This window comes from Neolewinella agarilytica (genome assembly GCF_900110645.1).
In the GTDB taxonomy this organism is placed as follows: Bacteria; Bacteroidota; Bacteroidia; order Chitinophagales; family Saprospiraceae; genus Neolewinella; species Neolewinella agarilytica.
In genome coordinates, this window is record NZ_FOFB01000001.1 from 90,357 (window position 1) to 107,901 (window position 17,545).

Below are 17,545 nucleotides of genomic sequence, written 5' to 3' on the forward strand. Positions count from 1 at the left end.
TTGTTAGGTCACCATCCGACAAGTGCAAATTCATCCTAAGCTGCCCGTAAACAGTCATTAAAAGGTAGAAAGCCCGGGTTGAGTCGATCAAATCATCAAAAAAGGATAATTTGCGAAAATTTTGTCCGCAGAGACTTTAATCTGACCATAAGAAGTCTGTCACAGACCATAAGGACCTTTTTAGTATGCAAAGCTATCTCACCCTTCTTGACCACATTCTCACCAAGGGAACAACTAAAGGTGACCGTACGGGAACCGGAACCAAATCTGTTTTCGGTTATCAAATGCGCTTTGATCTCCGGCAGGGTTTTCCGCTCCTGACCACCAAAAAGGTTCATTGGAAAAGTATCGTTCATGAGCTCATTTGGTTCATCAGGGGAGATACCAACTTACGCTACCTCGTCAAAAATGGTGTGCGAATCTGGAACGAATGGCCCTTTCAGTACTATCTGCAGCAGAACGGATTAGCAGAAAGCTTCCCGAAACACAGCCCGGAATGGAAGTCCGAGATGAAAGCCTTTGTACAACAGATTATCGACGATGCGGATTTCGCCGCGAAATGGGGAGAGCTCGGTCCGGTATACGGACGTCAATGGCGAAACTTCAGCGGAGTTGATCAATTAGCCGGCGTTATTGAATCGATCAAAACGAACCCGGATAGTCGCCGGCATATCGTTACGGCCTGGAACCCGGTGGATATTCCGGAGATGGCCAAAGCGGGGCTTCCGCCTTGTCATACGATGTTTCAGTTTTACGTTGCTGACGGTCACCTCAGCTGCCAGCTGTATCAACGTTCGGCGGATACTTTCCTGGGGGTCCCCTTCAACATTGCTTCTTATGCCCTTTTAGTCCATTTAGTGGCCAGGGAGTGTGAGCTTAAAGTCGGAGATTTTGTCCACACACTGGGAGATGCTCACCTCTACAGCAACCACCTGGAACAAACGAAAGAACAACTCTCTCGTACACCGGGCAAACTGCCCACTTTACGGATCAGAGATGATGCACCGGGAATTTTTGACATCGGGTTCGACGATATCGAGCTGATTGGCTATAATCCGCAGCCAGGGATTAAGGCTCCGATTGCGGTTTAGGGAGTAGATCGATCTCTAATGGTAAGCTGGGCAAAGTTTTCAATTTCAATCAACGATTGAAGAAAGTTATGGCAAAGCTAGTCGTCATGATGCAGAAACTCAGCTGTTCAAGCTGTATAAAGAGGCTTCGAGGACCGCTTAGTCCAATCAGGAGGACCTCGGAGCGACCTACGAGCGCCCCGGCGAAGAGCGTTCGATTGCCCTGTTACGAACGGCGACTCGAAGCCAAACGCTTGAAGTGAGACCTGATACAATTAGCCTCCGGCTGAAGCCGGGGCTACAGCTTCCAGGCGAGCGACCAGATTTCGGACCGTTTTTGCGGGTCCACCGGTCATGACCTCCTTACGGAGCCAATTCGGCAGTCCGGCGCCAGCGGCTGTCCGGACGGTGCAGCTGATATCAATTCCGCCTTCGGGCCGGGGAGCGATGATCCAGACAGCGGAATAAACGCCAATGCGATCGACTCCCTTGTTGGGTGGGATGGCTTCCGGATCGGCCTTGATCGTACGCGTGAGAACTCCCGTCCCGGGGTCAATTAACTGTGAAATAGTGCCAACGACTTCCCGGTCACCAAAGGGGAAAGGCATATCGATGCGTGAATAGTAGGTGTAGGCGTTAGCCTCTCCTCCGGGGAGAACGTAAGCTTCGGCACAGCGATGAACCCATTCCGGGTAATTGGGCGCATCATCGATAATATCCTGAGCTTGCTTTACGGTAGCCTGAGCGGAAGTGGTGACGCGGACGCTCATTTCATCGTTGGCTTCGGAACGAACGTAGACTTTGACACCGCCTTCGGCGGTGCGTAACTCGAACGCACTTTGCCCCCAAAGCCCGCTTTGCACCAGCGTCAGCGCCCAAAGAATCAATAATGACGGTAAAAAACGCTTATGTGTCATAAATACACGTTAAAGGATGACTTAGTTATTAATAAGGTTGCTTACATTTCGAAAAATTCAGTCGATGCAACGATTTACACTAACTATTCTTTGTCTTGCCTTAGCTTTTCCATTGCTATCTCAGGACGGATTCAGCCCATTGTTCAACGGTAAAAACCTGGACGGTTGGGAATCATACGGTGGCACGGCCCCCTTTATTGCCGAAGGCGACGCGATCTTGGGTACCGCAGTAATGAACACGCCCAACACCTTCCTCTGTACGGAAAAAGAGTACGGCGATTTCGTACTGGAAATGGAGTTCAAAAACGAGGCCCCGCTCAACTCCGGTGTGATGGCCCGCGGCCAATGGCGGCAGGAAGAAGACCTCCGCAGAATATTTGGCTATCAGGTAGAAATCGATCCCAGTGAACGGGCCTACACGGCCGGCATCTACGATGAGCGAAGACGTGGCTGGATCTACCCACTACACTACAACCCTCCGGCAAGAACAGGTTTCAAGCAGGGCGCCTGGAATAAACTTCGAATTGAATTTGTGGGTACGAGTCTCAAAACTTTCCTCAACGGCAAACCCATTGCGAACCTGGTGGACGACATGGATGCCAAGGGCATGATCTGCCTGCAGGTGCACAGCGTAAACAAAGAACTGGCCGGTAAAGAAATGCGTTGGCGGAATATCCGGATCAAGGAGAACCCAACGGCTGCTGACCTGATGAAAGGCCCCGCTGCCCCCCAGGTTAATCTGGTACCCAACAGTCTGACGGACAGTGAGCGGCGGCAGGGTTGGCGCCTTCTTTGGGATGGTAAAACAAGTGCCGGATGGCGGGGAGCCAAATTGGACGGATTTCCGGAAAAAGGCTGGGAGATAAAGGACGGCGAGCTGAAAGTGCTACCCAGCGACGGCGGCGAAAGTACCAATGGCGGAGATATCATCACCACCGATCACTTCAGCAATTTCGAGCTGCAGTTTGAGTTTAAACCCACCAAAGGGGCTAACTCCGGTGTGAAGTACTTCGTTGACCCCAAGTTGAATAAGGGAGCTGGCTCTGCCATCGGCTTGGAGTTTCAAATCCTGGACAATGCCGTACACCCTGACGCTAAAAAGGGAGTTGCCGGCAATCGTACAGCGGGCTCTCTCTATGACCTCATCACCGCAAAAGTGCTGGATACGCCCAGAAAGGTAGAAACCAAAATCAATGGCTGGAACCGGGGAAGAATTATCGTACGGGGCGGCCATGTGGAGCATTGGCTCAATGGGTATAAGGTCGTAGAATACGATCGCTTTAGTCAAATGTTTAGCGCCCTGGTGGCGTACAGCAAATATAAAGACTGGGAGAACTTCGGCCGCTGGCCCGCCGGGCCGATTCTGCTTCAGGATCACGGCGACGCTGTTTCTTTCCGATCCATCAAAATCCGGGAGTTCTAGAGCGTATTCCTGCTTTACCTCAACGTTTCATCCCAAAAAACAATTAACGATCATGTCTACCAGAAGAAAATTCATTCGCAATGCTGCCCTGGCCAGTGCCGGTGTGGCCATTGGAATGCCCGCTTACTCGCGGAATTCCATTATCGGTGCTAACCGTCAAATTAACGTAGCCGTCTTCGGCACGAACAGCCGGGGAAATTCCCTGACCGGCACCTTTGCCAAAGCTCAGGACTCTTTAGTCTATGGCATTGGAGATGTGGACACCCGCGCCGTTGCCAAAGGGCAGAAAACGGTATTTGATGCCACTGGCCGTAAGCCAAAGGGCAACCAGGACTTTCGTCGCTTCCTGGAGGACCGTGACGTAGATGCCGTCGTGATTGCCACCCCGGATCACTGGCACGCACCGATGGCCATTATGGCATTGGAGGCTGGTAAACACGTTTACCTCGAGAAACCCTCCAGCCACAACCCACACGAAGGAGAGTTACTCGTCGCCAAACAAAAGCGAGAAGGTAAACTGGTGCAAATGGGTAATCAGACCCGTAGCTCCGTGAGCCTGAACAAGGTCATCAAAGAGATTCATGATGGCCTCATTGGAAAAGCTTACGCCGGTAAAGCCTGGTACAGCAATACCCGTAAAGGTATCGGTGTTGGCAAAGTAACCCGCAAGCCGGAGTGGCTGGACTGGGACCTCTGGCAAGGCCCAGCTCCCCGTCAGGAATACACAGACAACCTGGTTCATTACAACTGGCACTGGTTCTGGAAGTATGGCACGGGTGAGCTCTTAAATAACGGTACCCACGAAATCGATATGTGTCGCTGGGCGCTGGACGTGCACTACCCCACCCGCGTAAGCAGCACCGGAGGTCGCTACCACTATGATGATGACTGGGAAGCTTTTGACACCCAGCTGGCCAGCTATGAGTTCGGCGACGATAAGACCATCCACTGGGAAGGCAAAAGCTGCAACGGAAAGACTTTCTATAACCAGGGGCGTGGCTCCTTAATCCACGGCACCGAAGGAAGCGTACTGATGGGCCGCTGGGGCTTTAAGGTATTTAACCTCAAAGGAGAAGAAATCCGTTCCGAAAGAGAATCCGGCAAGAGCGTAAGCATGGGTACTGCCGGCGGGGGAAGCCTGGACGATCGCCACATCCATAACTTCATCTCCGCCATCAACGGAGACGCCGAGCTCAATAGCCCGATCGATGACGCCAACCCAAGCGTAACCATCTGTCACCTCGGTAATATGGCCCAGCGCCTTAAGATGGATCTACATACGGATCCCAAAACCGGCATGCCGAAGGAAAAAGAAGCCATCGCCATGTGGAAGCGGGAGTATGAGAAAGGATGGGAGCCTAAAGTATAAGGCTGCTATACAGCTTAAAATTTCAGACGCTCCCTGCGCGAACTTGCAGGCGAAAAGGATCGCTAGCGCTTCCTATTCTGGCAGACGCGCTTCGCGCTTTTAGGTGCTCCCCTCGGTCGGACTCAAAAGTGCGAAGTGCGTCTTAATCCAACGCCTTCTCTACGGAGGACTTAACCGCATGGAAAGTAGCGGCGATGGCCAACTCATTATCCATCTGATTCAGGGTGGAGTTGAAGGGCTCGGCACGGACGGGTCCGTCATAACCGATTTTGACCAGTGCCCTGATGAAGCCAGCCAGGTCGATAACTCCGGTGGCACCGGGGAGCTCCCTGGCGACATCCGTCTGATCAATGAGCTTCAGTTGGGCGTTGGCGTCGTTGAGGTCAACGGCGACGATTTCTTCGTTCTTCCATTGCATCAGGTCTTCTACGGATTCCTGGGCAGTATACCAGTGGTAACTGTCAAGAATTACACCAACATTAGGCTCCCCGATCAGGGCAATCATTTCCCGGAGTTCCTTCCCGGTGGAAATAAAGGCAAAACGGGCGTTGTGCCGGATGGAGGGCGTGCCTAAGTATTCCAACCCAAGCTGAATGCCATGTTGACCAAGAATACGGGCTGCATCCCGCAGTCGGTCCGCGTGCTGCTTCATATTCTCATTGTAGGTAAGTTGATCATGGCCGGAGACGATCCAGGTGCCGATTCGGGTGACGCCAATATCTGCCAGATTCTTAGCGTGGACCGGTAATGCTCCAAGATCCGCCTTGAACTGACTTTCGGATTTACGGAACTCGACGGGCAGACCGTTAGCTCCCCAGGCAATATTATTCTTCCTGGCCTTGTCTGCGAAGGCCGCCTTTTTTTTATCAGTCCACCCCTCCACCCATTGAGCGGGTATGGAAAGTGCTCCGTAGCCGTGCTTAATGGCTGCTGCCAATAGCTCATCGGCGGTACCGTTAACACCAATTGCATCGGCTTTTAAACTAAGGGCGAACTTAACTTCTGCGGGTAATGCAGACAGACTAGATTGACTACCGGCGGCAGTAGCCAAAGCTGAAGGAAGGATAAGGCCGGAAGCCAGAAAAGTTCTACGTTGCATGATCAAAAAAATTTTCAGTTAATATCGGCCCTGAAGCGGAGTAACTATTCACAAAAATCACCCACGAAGTCCAGCACCAGGCGGGTGTACTCGTCTCTTCGCCAGATAATGTTGTGGGCGTGCCAGGCTCCCCAATCGAGTGGATGATAAGTTAAGAGTTCTCTTGGAGTCGCAGCGGCGATGTTGTCTGACTGAACGGGCCCCGTCAGGGTGTCTGCTTGTGAATGAAATAACAATAGTGGTACTTCCAGCCTGGAAGCTGCTTCCACGGGGCGAATTTCGTCAAAGTCAAACTCTCCCCGCCAGCCCGCCCAGCCGAAAGCGCCGGGCGTTAGTATCTTAAGAGCGTTTCCGTAGTCTTTCAAGCCGCGTTCCATGATAGCACTTTCCCAACTGTCGAAGGGGCTTTCAGCTACGATCCAGGCGGGCTTTTCTGCCGCCCGCTCAGCGGCCAGAATAACCGTTGCTCCACCCCAGCTTTCTCCGTACCAACCAATCTTGTGCATCGGCAAACCGGTTTCCTGCCGAAGAAAAGCTGATGCAGCCATCAAATCCGTCGCTTCGTGGTAACCGCCGCTGCCGTAGGAGTCAGGGCTGGAAGTTCCGTGTCCGCGATGGTCATACAACAAGAGCGCGCAGCCACAACTATCAAAGATGGGCGCATACTTGAGCATATTTGCCCGATTGACGCTATACCCGTGCGCCATCACTACTCCACAACGAACGGTATCGGGCTGAAAGAGCCATCCCTTCAATTCAATTCCATCATGTGGGCTTTCAAAACTGATATCCTCGGGAACGGGAAGCGTTTGTAACAGACTATCCAGATCCAGCGACCAGCGCTCCTGGTTCATTTGATATACGGTAGCAATATCACGGTCCGGCGTGTGAAGAATCAGGCTACTGAAAAACCAGGTAATACTGATGTAGAGCACGACGAGGACACCTGAAAAAAGTAAGAGTTTACGCATGATGGGCAAATATATGCTATTACAACTCCCCCTGCAGCTCTGCTGAGCCTAGCCGAAGTGCCTGCACTCCACTGCCCCGCTATCGCATCAACATCATGGAACCAGAAAATTCCCGCTCTCCCCCATCGTCCATTAATAAACGAACCCGATAGACGTATACACCCGGCGCAGCTTTACGGCCATGATCAGTGCCATCCCAATCCAGGCCTGAGGAGATAAGACTACCCCAACGATCATAGACCGACAAGTCAAGCACCTCCAGTATGTCCTCATTCCCGAATACTTCATAGCGATCATTAACCCCATCGCCATTCGGCGAAAAGGCCGTAGGGAAATAAACATTGTAGTAATCAATGTCTACTAAAACAAGACTGTCACAGCCGATGGAAGAAGGTATCGAAATAGCGTGATTACCAGCAGTTCTAAGTCGGCGTCCGGCCACTTCAAAGGCTTCGCCGTCAAATATTTTCGCCGAGAGAGTATCCGCCAGATCAACCAATACCCGTAGATCGAGCGTGACGATACTGTCGCAATTATTTACGGATTTAAAGGTGTCGATATAAGACCCTGTCTCCGTTAGTTCCCGCCCTCCAAAAGGAAAAACCTCGGCCGTACAAATGGTCGCACTTGCTTCCCGTTCGATGGGAAAAACCTGGTGGTTGTAAGCAGGGGTAACCCGGCAACCATCCGCATCCTCCACCCGGCATACGTACTGACCAAAACCGTACATGCGGCTGAGCATCGGGGTAATTTCACCCACCAGAGCGACTCCTTCCAGATACCACTGGTAGCTCAGATTATCACGTGAAGGAAGCTGTAAGGTAAAAGCATCGGAACAGAGGTGAGCCGTGCCGCTAATCTTAAATTGAAAAGATTCAAAATCCGCAAGTAGCAAATTGTCGAAGAAGTAATACAATGAAACTTGGGAAGGCCTTTCCTGACAAGCTGGCCCAATGGCAATAGCCCGGATATCCTCCGTTGGTGTAACTTCTATTCCGGATTTTACCCATTGATTCCCACTTCCTCCCTGAACACGAGTGGACCCAAGACGAACCCAGCCGGGTCCGTTGGTAGGACAACCGAGGTCCACCTCGCCCACTCCAAAGGGCAGATTAGCGCAATCTGTAGCTCCGAAAAACGTAACATTGATGGGCGGAGAGTTGATAAGATTAGAGAAACCTAAATCAAACTCAAAGCGATACCGGTTACCGGCAATGAGCGGATTCAGCAAGCAAGCTCCGGCGTATTCCTTCCAATTGGATTGAGGAACGGTCTCTTCCATAAAAGCTGGTCTGCCGTCCCTGAATCCCATAATTCCTTCTCCATCGGGAAATGGCCGGGGCGGCAGGTAGTCGTCCCAACCGGCCCAGCCACAATCGTGGATCAAATCAGTAGTCGGCTCCGAAGCCTGAATCCAGCCGGAAGCGCAGCCCAACTGGCTTCTACTGCCAGGACAACAGTCTGCCTCCTCAAATGAGGGATTAGGGATCAGCGAAACGGGTGCCGCCACCGGGCAGTCGCAGTCAGGATCGTTAAGGTCAATCAAGCCATCCAGATCATCATCAATGGCATTGTCACATATCTCTGCGGTCTGACCAAGAACAACCGGGCTACAAACCAGTATTAACAGCCCCCACAACAAAGACTGCATACGCCTGGAGCGTGAAGCGGTTAGAAACCGTTTAAGGACAATTTTTTTCTTGATCTTCAGTGATAGTTTACCTGCCTAAATATATGTTTTTCCTGATAATTCAAGCCAAACAACAAATAATACATCGCATAGCGACATGAAACCGACTTTCTATTCTGCCAATAACCTTTTTAAGGCGCGGACGCAGGTGCAAAGTAAATACCAATAGAAAGCAGTGAAAATTATAAACATAAAACATTTTATGTTATATTTGCAGTATGAACCACAGAACGGGAGAAAAGCTAAAAATTCTGGCTGACGCCGCTAAGTATGACGTAAGCTGCAGCAGCAGCGGAAGCAAGCGCAAGAACACCCCTGATGGCCTGGGCAACGCCACCGGCATGGGTATATGCCACACGTACACCCAGGATGGTCGTTGTGTCTCTTTGCTCAAAATTCTGTTGACCAATCACTGTATTTTCGATTGTGCCTACTGCGTCAGCCGTAAGAGCAACGACGTGAAGCGCGCCGCCTTTACGGTTCAGGAGGTGGTTGATCTTACGATTAACTTCTACAAGCGTAACTACATCGAAGGGCTCTTTCTCAGCTCCGGTATCTTTAAGGATGTGGACTACACCATGGAGCGTCTTGTTCGCGTAGCTAAAAAGCTTCGTACGGAGCATAAATTCAATGGCTACATCCACCTGAAAGCTATCCCCGGTGCCAGCGACGAGTTGATCCATGAAGCGGGTCTCTATGCTGACCGCCTGAGCGTCAATCTGGAAATGCCCAGTGAAATGAGTCTCAAAAAAGTGGCTCCGGAAAAAAGCTTCAAGGATGCCTACGCCCCAATGAATTTCCTTAAAGAATCCATTGACGGTTACCGGGCAGAAAGCAAGGCCCTGATTAAGTCCGTCCACAAGCCCAACTTTGCGCCAGCCGGCCAGTCTACCCAAATGGTTATTGGGGCCAGCCCGGAAACCGACCAGGACATCCTTTCCCTGTCCGCTACTCTATACGACAAGCAATCCCTGAAGCGGGTCTACTACAGCGGTTATGTTCCCATTAGTGATGACAACCGCCTGCCAACGCTTAGTGCTCCGCCCCTCCGGCGGGAGAACCGCCTCTATCAGGCTGACTGGCTGATGCGCTTCTATGGATTCGACGCCCATGAAATAGTTGATGACAATAACCCGATGCTGGATCCTGACCTTGATCCTAAACTAGCCTACGCTCTCCGGAACCCGGCATTATTCCCTGTAGACATCAACACCGCTCCCCTGGAGATGATTCTCCGCATCCCCGGCGTCGGTGTAAAGTCCGCCCGAAAGATCGTCCAATCCCGTCGTTTCCAGCCCTTACGCCGGGAACACCTGAAGAAAATAGGGATTGTCTGGAAGCGATCTCAGTACTTTCTTATTTGCGCGGACAAGGATTTCCGGCAGCTGGGCTTCGACCCGAAAATTATCCGGCACCGAATTTTGCACGGACGAAGCGCAAGCGGTCGCCACGTCGATACGGGGCAATTGGCACTCTTTGGCTAGACTAGCGCGAAGAGAAAGTCCCCGTCATGTCCAGTGGGAAGCTCGGGCCAAAGTCTTCGGAGATCGTTACAGTTCCATTAATAATCCAGCTGTTGTCAATACTAAGGCGGTTTCCCGTCAGTGTTCCTCCGGTTACACGGCCTACTGGTTCGTTTACCGTCCGCTCACTGGTAAAAGCAAAGGTCTTCAGCCCCGCCCAGTCTCCATCGGAGAAAGAAAATTCCGTCAGGGTATTCGGGACAACGATGTAAATCGTCTGGTTGCTTTCATCTCCGCTTAGCGAAATATCCGGATCTACCGTTCTGGTCTGCTGAAGGATCAAAGTTGAGTCCGTACGGGTAAAAATCGTGAAGGTATCTTCTCCCGGAACGATGTCAATATCGACATCATAGTCATACACCGCCAAACGGGCAATACTAATAGAATTACCGATGACTACGGGATCATCGGGCGGACAACCGTAGAGTAAAACCGACAGAGCAAGTAAAATGAAGTATCGCAAGAGTGGATAATTTTGTGCGAAAGTACCTATTGAGAGGCCGAAGATAGCTCCCGAAACAGGCTATTCCGTTTGTCTGGTAATCAGCGTGTCGGACTTAAGACTCAAAACGCGGAGCGTTTTTAAAAGTTCCTCCCCATAGGACCGCCCCAGACAGGCACGAAGCGCACGGTTAGGGAGGAATTCCAAGCGGTAATATCTCCCCCAATCCTGGCTTGGGTTTCACCCTCACAAACAGATCAACCTACCCTTAGCGTTCAACAAAAAACGAATGGCTGGTGAGCGTCGTGCCACCAGCCATTCGAACTTTATTGGATATAAAAAGGAAGAACTCTCCCTGCTTACATACCCTTTTCCTTGAAGTAAGACTTCTCAACTTTTTCACCAGCCTGAATCTTTTCAATACGGGCTTTGAACTCATTGGAAGTTTCAAACTCACTGTTACGGGCAAACATCTCCTTAAGGGCGATGAGCGTGTTCAGATCATTCGGGTCAGACATTTCTGCCTTCTGGAAGTAAGGAAGTGCTTTGTTGAACTCAGCATCCACCTTGGCCTTCATGGCGTCATACTTCTTCTGTCCTTCCTTAGAGTAATCATCACCAAGCTTGATCAGCTCCTGCGTCATGGCAGCACCACGGTTGTAGATCAACGCACCAAGGCTGTAGATCAGGCGCGTAGCTTCAGCGTCTTTCGTAAGACCTGTTTCGTACTGAGACTGTGCTTTGTTGAAGTAGTCTGTAGCCTTAGCCTCATCACCTTCTTCATTTGCCTTATTGTAAAGCTGCTCGTATACCTGACCGAGGGTAGCGTACAGGCTAACATTGTCTGGCTCTTTGTTGATCGCTTCCTGCAACTTATCCGTCAGCTCGTCAAGGCGACCTTCTGCCAGGTAGTAGTTGATCTCCGTGAACAACAGGTTGGTTTCTTCCGGGAATTTCTCACGGCCTTCAGCCAGGAATTTACCGGCCATCTTCATGTCGCCTTTACCGCTGTAAACCTTGTACAGACCATCGTACAGACCAGAGTCATCGTACTTAGCGTCGTAGAGGTCCTTGAACATAACTTCAGCGTCATCGAACTTCTCGAGGAGAATAGCGGACAGACCTGCGTAGTACTTCTCGTCGTTGAGCTTAGCTTCATCCAGAGCAGACTCACCACCATTTTCCTTTAGAAAATTGTGTAGCATTACGCTCGTCTGAAAAGCTTCGAAACTGGCTTCGTAGTTCTTATCCTGAATGGCGTAGATGCCTTCATTAGAGACATTGCCCTGAATACCGGTCAGACCCTTAAGAGCAGCTTTCTTTCCACCCTTCTTCTCACTTTTTGCAAAAGCCTCCATGTAAGCTTTAGCGCCCAAAACAGCCGCATTTTCCACAAGAGCATTAGCAGTAGAAGGATCGACAACCCGCTGCTGAATGTAGTTGGCAATAAGGCCGGAGTAAATGTCGCCTGCCTCCAGCAGAGCTTTAGGGTCTGCGGCAACTGCGCCGTCTTTCATGGCGACTTGAATCATATCCGCAGCTTCTTTGAGTGCCTCTCCATCCTGATTGAGGGAGTAGCTGTCAAATGCTTTCTTGGCGGCTTTAAGCGCGTCTGCTCCCGTCTGGGCCGTCAGGGCCGTTGCGGAGAGGAGAAGTACGAGCATGCTAAATAAAATGTTACGCATGATGGTAGTTTGTTGGTTTTTCGTAATTGGTTTACGTCCGTGTAGACGTTCACTGCGTGAGTTTGATAACACGGAAACGTTAATTGCTGCCGCAAAAGTCGTTAATACATTCCTAAAAATAAAGGAATCTTGCAGTAGAGTAAAAACCCGTGCCACCATTTTAACGGTAACACGGGTTAATTGATCGGTGTAATTGCGTGTAAAAACGGAGGTTATTCCTCCTCGTTGCTTTCTTCTTCGTCCTCACCTGCAGGTACAACGGCCACATCGGCAATCGCGTCACCTTTTTCCAGGCGAATGAGCTTTACGCCCTGAGTAGAGCGCCCCATTACGCGGAGCTCGTCCATTGTAGTGCGAATCAGTATTCCGGAGCGATTGGTGATCATCAGGTCTTCGTCGTCAGTCACCGCCTTCAGCGCAACGAGTTCGCCGGTTTTTTCGGTCACCTTCATCGTGCGTACTCCCTTACCTCCCCGGTTGGTGATTCGATAGTCATCAAAAGCAGAGCGTTTGCCCATACCCTGAGAGCTGACGACGAGGATCGTCTTGTCAGCGTCCAGCTCATGATCAATCGTAACCATACCGATTACAGAGTCATCTTCGCCGTTGAGCGAAATACCCCGGACACCAGTTGCCGTACGGCCCATGTTCCGGACCTTCTCTTCTTCGAAGTGAATGGCCTGTCCCTTACTGGTTGCCAGGAAAACGTGGCTGCTGCCATTCGTCAGCTTAGCTTCAATAAGCTGATCATCCTCATTAATCGAAATGGCGTTGATACCATTTGTGCGCGGCCGGGAGTAAGCCTCCAGGTTTGTCTTCTTCACAATACCTTTCTTAGTCGCGAAGATGATGGAGTGCTGCTCGAGGAACTCTTCATCGGTCAGGTCAGCTACACTGATGTAAGCCCGGACGTTATCATCCTTCGGCATCGCCAAAATGTTCTGAATCACCCGCCCGGCGGAATTCTTACCCGCCTCCGGAATTTCATAGATACGGAGCCAGAAACAACGCCCCTGCTCCGTAAAGAGCATCAGGTAATTGTGGTTACTGGCGATGAACATGTGTTCCACGAAGTCCTTATCCCGGGTTTTGGAGCCACGGCTGCCGCGGCCACCACGACTTTGGGCGCGGTACTCATTAACCAGTGTTCGCTTGATGTAACCAAGCTTGGAGATGGTCACCACAACGTCTTCATCAGCGATCATATCGGTGATGGAAATGTCTGAGGTGTCGAGGCTGATTTCAGAGCGCCGCTCGTCACCGAAGCGGGTCTTGATGTCAATCAGTTCTTCCTTGACGATGGACCGCTGACGCGATTCGCTGCCCAGAATGTCTTTCAGGTCATCAATAAGCGCCTTAATCTCGTCGTACTCTTCACGGATCTTATCGATCTCCAGTCCCGTCAGTTTCTGAAGGCGCATATCAAGGATGGCCTTCGCCTGCCATTCGGAGAGGACATTGCCATCTTCAACAACAAACTCTCCGGTCTGAACCTCCTTTACAAGGTCACCAAACTTGGCCCAGAAGGCTTTCTTGTCGTCAATGAACTCTCCCTTCATCAAAGCAATCTTAGCTTCTTCAGGAGTGGCGGAGGCACGAATCAGGGCAATTACCTCATCGAGATAATCAAGAGCGATCAGCAGTCCGATCAGGATGTGTGCACGTGCAAGGGCCTTGTTCAGCTCATACTGTGTCCGGCGTTGAATGACCTCGATCCGGAAGAGGATAAACTCTTCGATCATGTCTTTCAGATTCAGTGTCATCGGCCGGCCGTTAACGAGGCAGACGTTATTAACCCCGAAGCTGGTTTGCAGCGCGGTGTACTTGTAGAGATAGCTAAGCACGATGGAACCCATCGCGTCCCGCTTAATTTCGATGGCTATGCGCAGACCGTCCCGGTCAGAAAGGTCCTGTACGTTGCTTACGCCCGTGATTTTACCTTCGTTGACGAGTTCAGCGATTTTAGCCACCAGGGTAGCCTTGTTAACCTGATACGGAATCTCGGTAATGATGATCGTCTCGCGGTCATTGTCATCAACAACGACTTCTGCCCGTCCACGAAGGACGACTTTACCACGCCCCGTACGGAAGGCTTCCCGAACACCGTCGATACCGTAGATGATACCTCCGGTAGGAAAATCAGGTGCCTTGATGTAATTCATTAATTCATCGATGCTGATCTCCGGGTTGTCTACCGTAGCAACGATTCCATCCACCACCTCATTCAGGTTGTGGGGCATCATGTTCGTAGCCATACCAACGGCGATACCAGAGGCACCGTTCACGAGCAGGTTCGGAATACGGGTAGGCAATACGGTAGGCTCCTTGAGCGTATCGTCAAAGTTCAGTTGAAAGTCAACCGTATCTTTATCAAGGTCTCCGAGGATGCTGTCGCTGATGCGCTCCATCCGGGCCTCCGTGTATCGCATGGCGGCGGGGCTGTCCCCGTCCATAGAACCAAAGTTACCCTGACCGTCAACCAGCGGATAGCGGAGAGACCAATCCTGAGCCATCCGCACCATCGTATCGTAAACGGAACTGTCACCATGCGGGTGGTACTTACCGAGTACCTCACCAACAATACGGGCGGACTTCTTGTGAGAACTCCGGAAACTCAGGCCAAGTTGATCCATTCCGTACAGTACCCGCCGGTGTACGGGTTTAAGCCCATCGCGAACGTCGGGCAGCGCCCGGCTAACGATAACCGACATCGAATAATCGATGTAGGCGGATTTCATCTGGTCTTCAATGTTGACCGGAATAATGCGCTGTTTATCTGGCATATTTTTTTATCTGGTAAAAGCGTAAATCTTAGTGTAACGGCCTGAATACGGGCAATTGGGCGCATACGCAGGAGGCAATCAAGGGTTAAGCAGCAAGGTGAAAAAGTGCGGCTCGGAGCCGATGAAATTTACTTTGCCACTCAACTTACATTGCACCAGCGTCAGCGCCTGAACAACTAATTTTTCAGTTCCTGTCGGAGCTGTCCGCGAAGATACAAAAACATGGCTCATTTACCTACTTTTGAGCCCGCCAAATTACGCCTTTTTCAAGCGATCATTCTCCCTGTTTTTCTGTGGGCCAAACGGCACCACTCTCCCCCCTGTCTGGAGTCTGAAATTGCCGTCAGTGCTTGCTGAATACTACATTTTGCACATTCGGCTAAAGCTATCAAACGGGCAGCTTTAGCCGGCCGGTTTACGGCTGGTGTTGCTTGCGGTATTGCAGCGGAGTCAGCTCCATAAAGCGCTTGAACTGACGGTGAAAAAACGGCAAGGACGCAAAACCGCAGGCCGGGGCAATTCTCCCTACGGGCCAGTCTGTTTCTATCAACAACTGGCTGGCTCGGTTCACCCGATATTCGTTCAAAAAGGAAAAAAATGGACGCCCCATTGTTTTGCGAAAGAAGCGGTTAAAGGCTTGTTCTGACAGATGCACTTCCTGAGCGATTTCAAGCAATTTGACCTTTCGCTGAAAGTTTTGCTCCACGAAACGATGGATGCGCTGCATACGACTGCCATGCCCTGAAGATATCGGCTGCTGAAAGCTTGAGTTCGATAATGATGTCCACCGGCAGCTTGTCAGTTGCTGAAGTACTGACAGCAGCTGGAGGTACTGCTCCGCCGGCGGCAAAGTTGGCAGGCGATGGACTTCCATCCGCAGAGATTGGACATCCCGGAGATCAAACAACAAGCCCTTAGCAGCGGCTTGTAATAGTTGGAACACACCGTCCAGTTCCGGAGCCCGGGAGTAAGTTTCAGGGCTCCACTGAATCACCGTAGAACGGCTCCTGCCCGTTCGGGGCTGGTTCTTCCAGCAATGCGGAAGATTGCCCTGCAGCAAGACCAGTTCTCCCGGCGCATAGGCACCTACGTAGTCGCCGATAAACTTGGTACCACTGCTTTCTTCGATCAGGGTCAGCTCGTGCTGGGGGTGAAAATGCCAGGGCGTATTAAAAGAGGCCTCTGCATAATGAAAAGCATTAATGGATTGCCGGTTACCAACCGGAAGATCTTCAAAAACAGCACGCATAATTGCTTTTTTAGCTGAATATCAAGCGCATTTACCCAGCGGGATGATAGAATAAGGTACTTTTTGGTTTGAATGCGCAATATAGTACTTGCCCGAACAGGAGAACTTTGTCAAACTACTGAGTGACCATTCCAAGTATCGATTATGCCCACAAAAAAGTGCCCTTTCAGTGATTTCCCCGACCCTTTTGCCGCCGCTCGTGAAGCGGAAGGTATTCAGGAAATTGACGATCAGGGAGACCCCGTAAAAATGGTTCTGGGCCACCGAAACGTACGCAAAAGCGCCCATGACTGGAAGACTTATCAATCCGGTGCCAAACCCGGTAGAATAGTCGTCCCGTCCGAGGTTAACATCCGTGATATCAGGCAGATCCCCTTTGAGACGGACCCGCCAGAACATACTGCTTATCGCGCTTTAGTGGAAGCGTGGTTTCGCCGGCCACTGGAAGAAGCGTATGAAGCGGCACTTACTGAATTGATCAACAGTGAGCTTGATCGGGCGCTGAACGCAGGTGCCATGGAGGTCGTCCATGATTTTGCCTTACCCTTACAATCCCGTGCACTGACGTTGTTGCTCAACTGCCCCAGGCAGGAAGCCGAGCACTGGATCGGCTGGGGTACCCACGTTTTCCGCAGTGATGATGACCCGCTGGACAGCGGCAAGGCCAATCAGCTCTATGACTACCTGGACGCAGAGATCGCCCGCGCCGGAAAGGACCCGGAAAACGGGACAGACCTTTACGCCCATCTGCTTCGGGCGGAATACAAAGGACGAAAGCTTACAATCGAGGAGATAAAAGGCGTGATGATCCTGACCTTCGCGGGTGGACGGGATACCGTCATCAACGCCGTCACCAACACCCTGGCCTATTTTGCCGGAAACCCCGAGGATTTAGCCCGGCTCAAAGAAAATCCGGACCTGACCACCCGGGCAGTGGAAGAACTGGTGCGCTACTTCTCTCCCCTGACACACATGGGCCGGGTAGCCACCAAAGATGCCGAAGTAAGTGGTTGCCCCGTTGCCGCCAACACCAGAATCTCCCTGGCCTGGGCCGCCGCTAACCGGGACCCCGGCGTGTTCGAAAACCCGAACGAAGTGGTCATTGAACGGAAAGCCAACCCACACCTTGGTTTTGGCTTCGGTATTCACAAATGTCTGGGCGCTCCGCACGCCCGTCAGGTCTTAAAAGTCCTGATCAATGCACTCGCCAGGCGAGTAAATAAAATCGAAGTAACCAACTACGAAGACAATATCGAACAGTGGGGAGAATTCGAAAGGAAGGTCGGTTTTCACCGCCTTCAAATCCAGATATCCTAAACGACCA

At 51.2% G+C, this 17,545-nt stretch carries 13 protein-coding genes; 5 read left to right on the forward strand and 8 right to left on the reverse strand.

Translation table 11 applies throughout. The annotated features are described in order from the left end of the window. The first annotated feature begins 185 nt into the window (after positions 1-185). Positions 186-1,091 (forward strand): thymidylate synthase, encoded by a 906-nt coding sequence (locus BM123_RS00325; RefSeq protein ID WP_090164816.1) that lies wholly within the window; start codon positions 186-188, stop codon positions 1,089-1,091. Positions 1,092-1,345: 254 nt separating this feature from the next. Here BM123_RS00325 and BM123_RS00330 read toward each other — a convergent pair whose 3' ends face one another. Then, the gene (locus BM123_RS00330) at positions 1,346-1,987 is read right to left on the reverse strand and encodes an SRPBCC family protein (RefSeq protein ID WP_139211703.1); all 642 of its coding nucleotides are present in this window, start codon (positions 1,985-1,987) and stop codon (positions 1,346-1,348) included. A 64-nt stretch (positions 1,988-2,051) separates the two neighbouring features. On the opposite strand from BM123_RS00330, the gene BM123_RS00335 reads away from it, so the two are divergent. Together BM123_RS00335 and BM123_RS00340 are read left to right on the forward strand one after the other, a co-directional pair. Beyond that, entirely contained in the window at positions 2,052-3,410 is a 1,359-nt protein-coding gene (locus BM123_RS00335) for a 3-keto-disaccharide hydrolase (protein ID WP_090164818.1), read from the forward strand. A 52-nt stretch (positions 3,411-3,462) separates the two neighbouring features. Then, positions 3,463-4,779 carry a Gfo/Idh/MocA family protein gene (locus BM123_RS00340; RefSeq protein WP_090164819.1) on the forward strand — a complete coding sequence of 439 codons (1,317 nt, stop codon included), beginning with the start codon at positions 3,463-3,465 and terminating at the stop codon, positions 4,777-4,779. Between the two features lie 142 nt (positions 4,780-4,921). Here BM123_RS00340 and BM123_RS00345 read toward each other — a convergent pair whose 3' ends face one another. From BM123_RS00345 to BM123_RS00355, 3 genes are all read right to left on the reverse strand, one after another. Next, the gene (locus BM123_RS00345; RefSeq protein ID WP_090164820.1) at positions 4,922-5,878 is read right to left on the reverse strand and encodes a sugar phosphate isomerase/epimerase family protein; all 957 of its coding nucleotides are present in this window, start codon (positions 5,876-5,878) and stop codon (positions 4,922-4,924) included. Between the two features lie 44 nt (positions 5,879-5,922). Beyond that, positions 5,923-6,849, reverse strand: a complete 927-nt coding sequence (locus tag BM123_RS00350) for an alpha/beta hydrolase (RefSeq protein ID WP_090164821.1) — start codon at positions 6,847-6,849, stop codon at positions 5,923-5,925. Positions 6,850-6,928: 79 nt separating this feature from the next. After that, complete coding sequence (locus BM123_RS00355; RefSeq protein WP_090164822.1) at positions 6,929-8,500, reverse strand: T9SS type B sorting domain-containing protein; 1,572 nt, start codon at positions 8,498-8,500, stop codon at positions 6,929-6,931. Between the two features lie 257 nt (positions 8,501-8,757). Between BM123_RS00355 and BM123_RS00360 the strand changes: the two genes are divergently transcribed. Further along, positions 8,758-10,023: a putative DNA modification/repair radical SAM protein gene (locus BM123_RS00360; RefSeq protein ID WP_090164823.1), complete on the forward strand. Its 1,266-nt coding sequence runs from the start codon at positions 8,758-8,760 to the stop codon at positions 10,021-10,023. A gap of 1 nt (position 10,024) precedes the next feature. Here BM123_RS00360 and BM123_RS00365 read toward each other — a convergent pair whose 3' ends face one another. The 4 genes from BM123_RS00365 to BM123_RS00380 form a co-directional block, all read right to left on the reverse strand. Next, on the reverse strand, positions 10,025-10,525 hold the full coding sequence (locus BM123_RS00365) for a hypothetical protein (RefSeq protein WP_090164824.1): 501 nt from the start codon (positions 10,523-10,525) through the stop codon (positions 10,025-10,027). A gap of 338 nt (positions 10,526-10,863) precedes the next feature. Continuing rightward, positions 10,864-12,189, reverse strand: a complete 1,326-nt coding sequence (locus tag BM123_RS00370; RefSeq protein ID WP_090164825.1) for a tetratricopeptide repeat protein — start codon at positions 12,187-12,189, stop codon at positions 10,864-10,866. A 212-nt stretch (positions 12,190-12,401) separates the two neighbouring features. After that, a complete protein-coding gene (gene gyrA, locus BM123_RS00375; protein WP_090164826.1) occupies positions 12,402-14,972 on the reverse strand; it encodes a DNA gyrase subunit A in 2,571 nt (856 codons plus the stop codon). Positions 14,973-15,387: 415 nt separating this feature from the next. After that, the gene (locus BM123_RS00380) at positions 15,388-16,221 is read right to left on the reverse strand and encodes a helix-turn-helix domain-containing protein (protein WP_090164827.1); all 834 of its coding nucleotides are present in this window, start codon (positions 16,219-16,221) and stop codon (positions 15,388-15,390) included. Positions 16,222-16,365: 144 nt separating this feature from the next. On the opposite strand from BM123_RS00380, the gene BM123_RS00385 reads away from it, so the two are divergent. Next, on the forward strand, positions 16,366-17,538 hold the full coding sequence (locus tag BM123_RS00385; RefSeq protein ID WP_090164828.1) for a cytochrome P450: 1,173 nt from the start codon (positions 16,366-16,368) through the stop codon (positions 17,536-17,538). Positions 17,539-17,545 lie beyond the last annotated feature (7 nt).

What these genes read in the sequence shown, in the direction of transcription:
- BM123_RS00345 (WP_090164820.1), bottom strand. Translation starts at nt 5,878, where the DNA reads ATGCAACGTAGAACTTTTCTGGCTTCCGGCCTTATCCTTCCTTCAGCT.
- BM123_RS00385 (WP_090164828.1), top strand. Translation starts at nt 16,366, where the DNA reads ATGCCCACAAAAAAGTGCCCTTTCAGTGATTTCCCCGACCCTTTTGCC.
- BM123_RS00350 (WP_090164821.1), bottom strand. Translation starts at nt 6,849, where the DNA reads ATGCGTAAACTCTTACTTTTTTCAGGTGTCCTCGTCGTGCTCTACATC.
- BM123_RS00355 (WP_090164822.1), bottom strand. Translation starts at nt 8,500, where the DNA reads ATGCAGTCTTTGTTGTGGGGGCTGTTAATACTGGTTTGTAGCCCGGTT.
- BM123_RS00335 (WP_090164818.1), top strand. Translation starts at nt 2,052, where the DNA reads ATGCAACGATTTACACTAACTATTCTTTGTCTTGCCTTAGCTTTTCCA.
- gyrA (WP_090164826.1), bottom strand. Translation starts at nt 14,972, where the DNA reads ATGCCAGATAAACAGCGCATTATTCCGGTCAACATTGAAGACCAGATG.
- BM123_RS00360 (WP_090164823.1), top strand. Translation starts at nt 8,758, where the DNA reads ATGAACCACAGAACGGGAGAAAAGCTAAAAATTCTGGCTGACGCCGCT.
- BM123_RS00325 (WP_090164816.1), top strand. Translation starts at nt 186, where the DNA reads ATGCAAAGCTATCTCACCCTTCTTGACCACATTCTCACCAAGGGAACA.
- BM123_RS00380 (WP_090164827.1), bottom strand. Translation starts at nt 16,221, where the DNA reads ATGCGTGCTGTTTTTGAAGATCTTCCGGTTGGTAACCGGCAATCCATT.
- BM123_RS00340 (WP_090164819.1), top strand. Translation starts at nt 3,463, where the DNA reads ATGTCTACCAGAAGAAAATTCATTCGCAATGCTGCCCTGGCCAGTGCC.
- BM123_RS00330 (WP_139211703.1), bottom strand. Translation starts at nt 1,987, where the DNA reads ATGACACATAAGCGTTTTTTACCGTCATTATTGATTCTTTGGGCGCTG.
- BM123_RS00370 (WP_090164825.1), bottom strand. Translation starts at nt 12,189, where the DNA reads ATGCGTAACATTTTATTTAGCATGCTCGTACTTCTCCTCTCCGCAACG.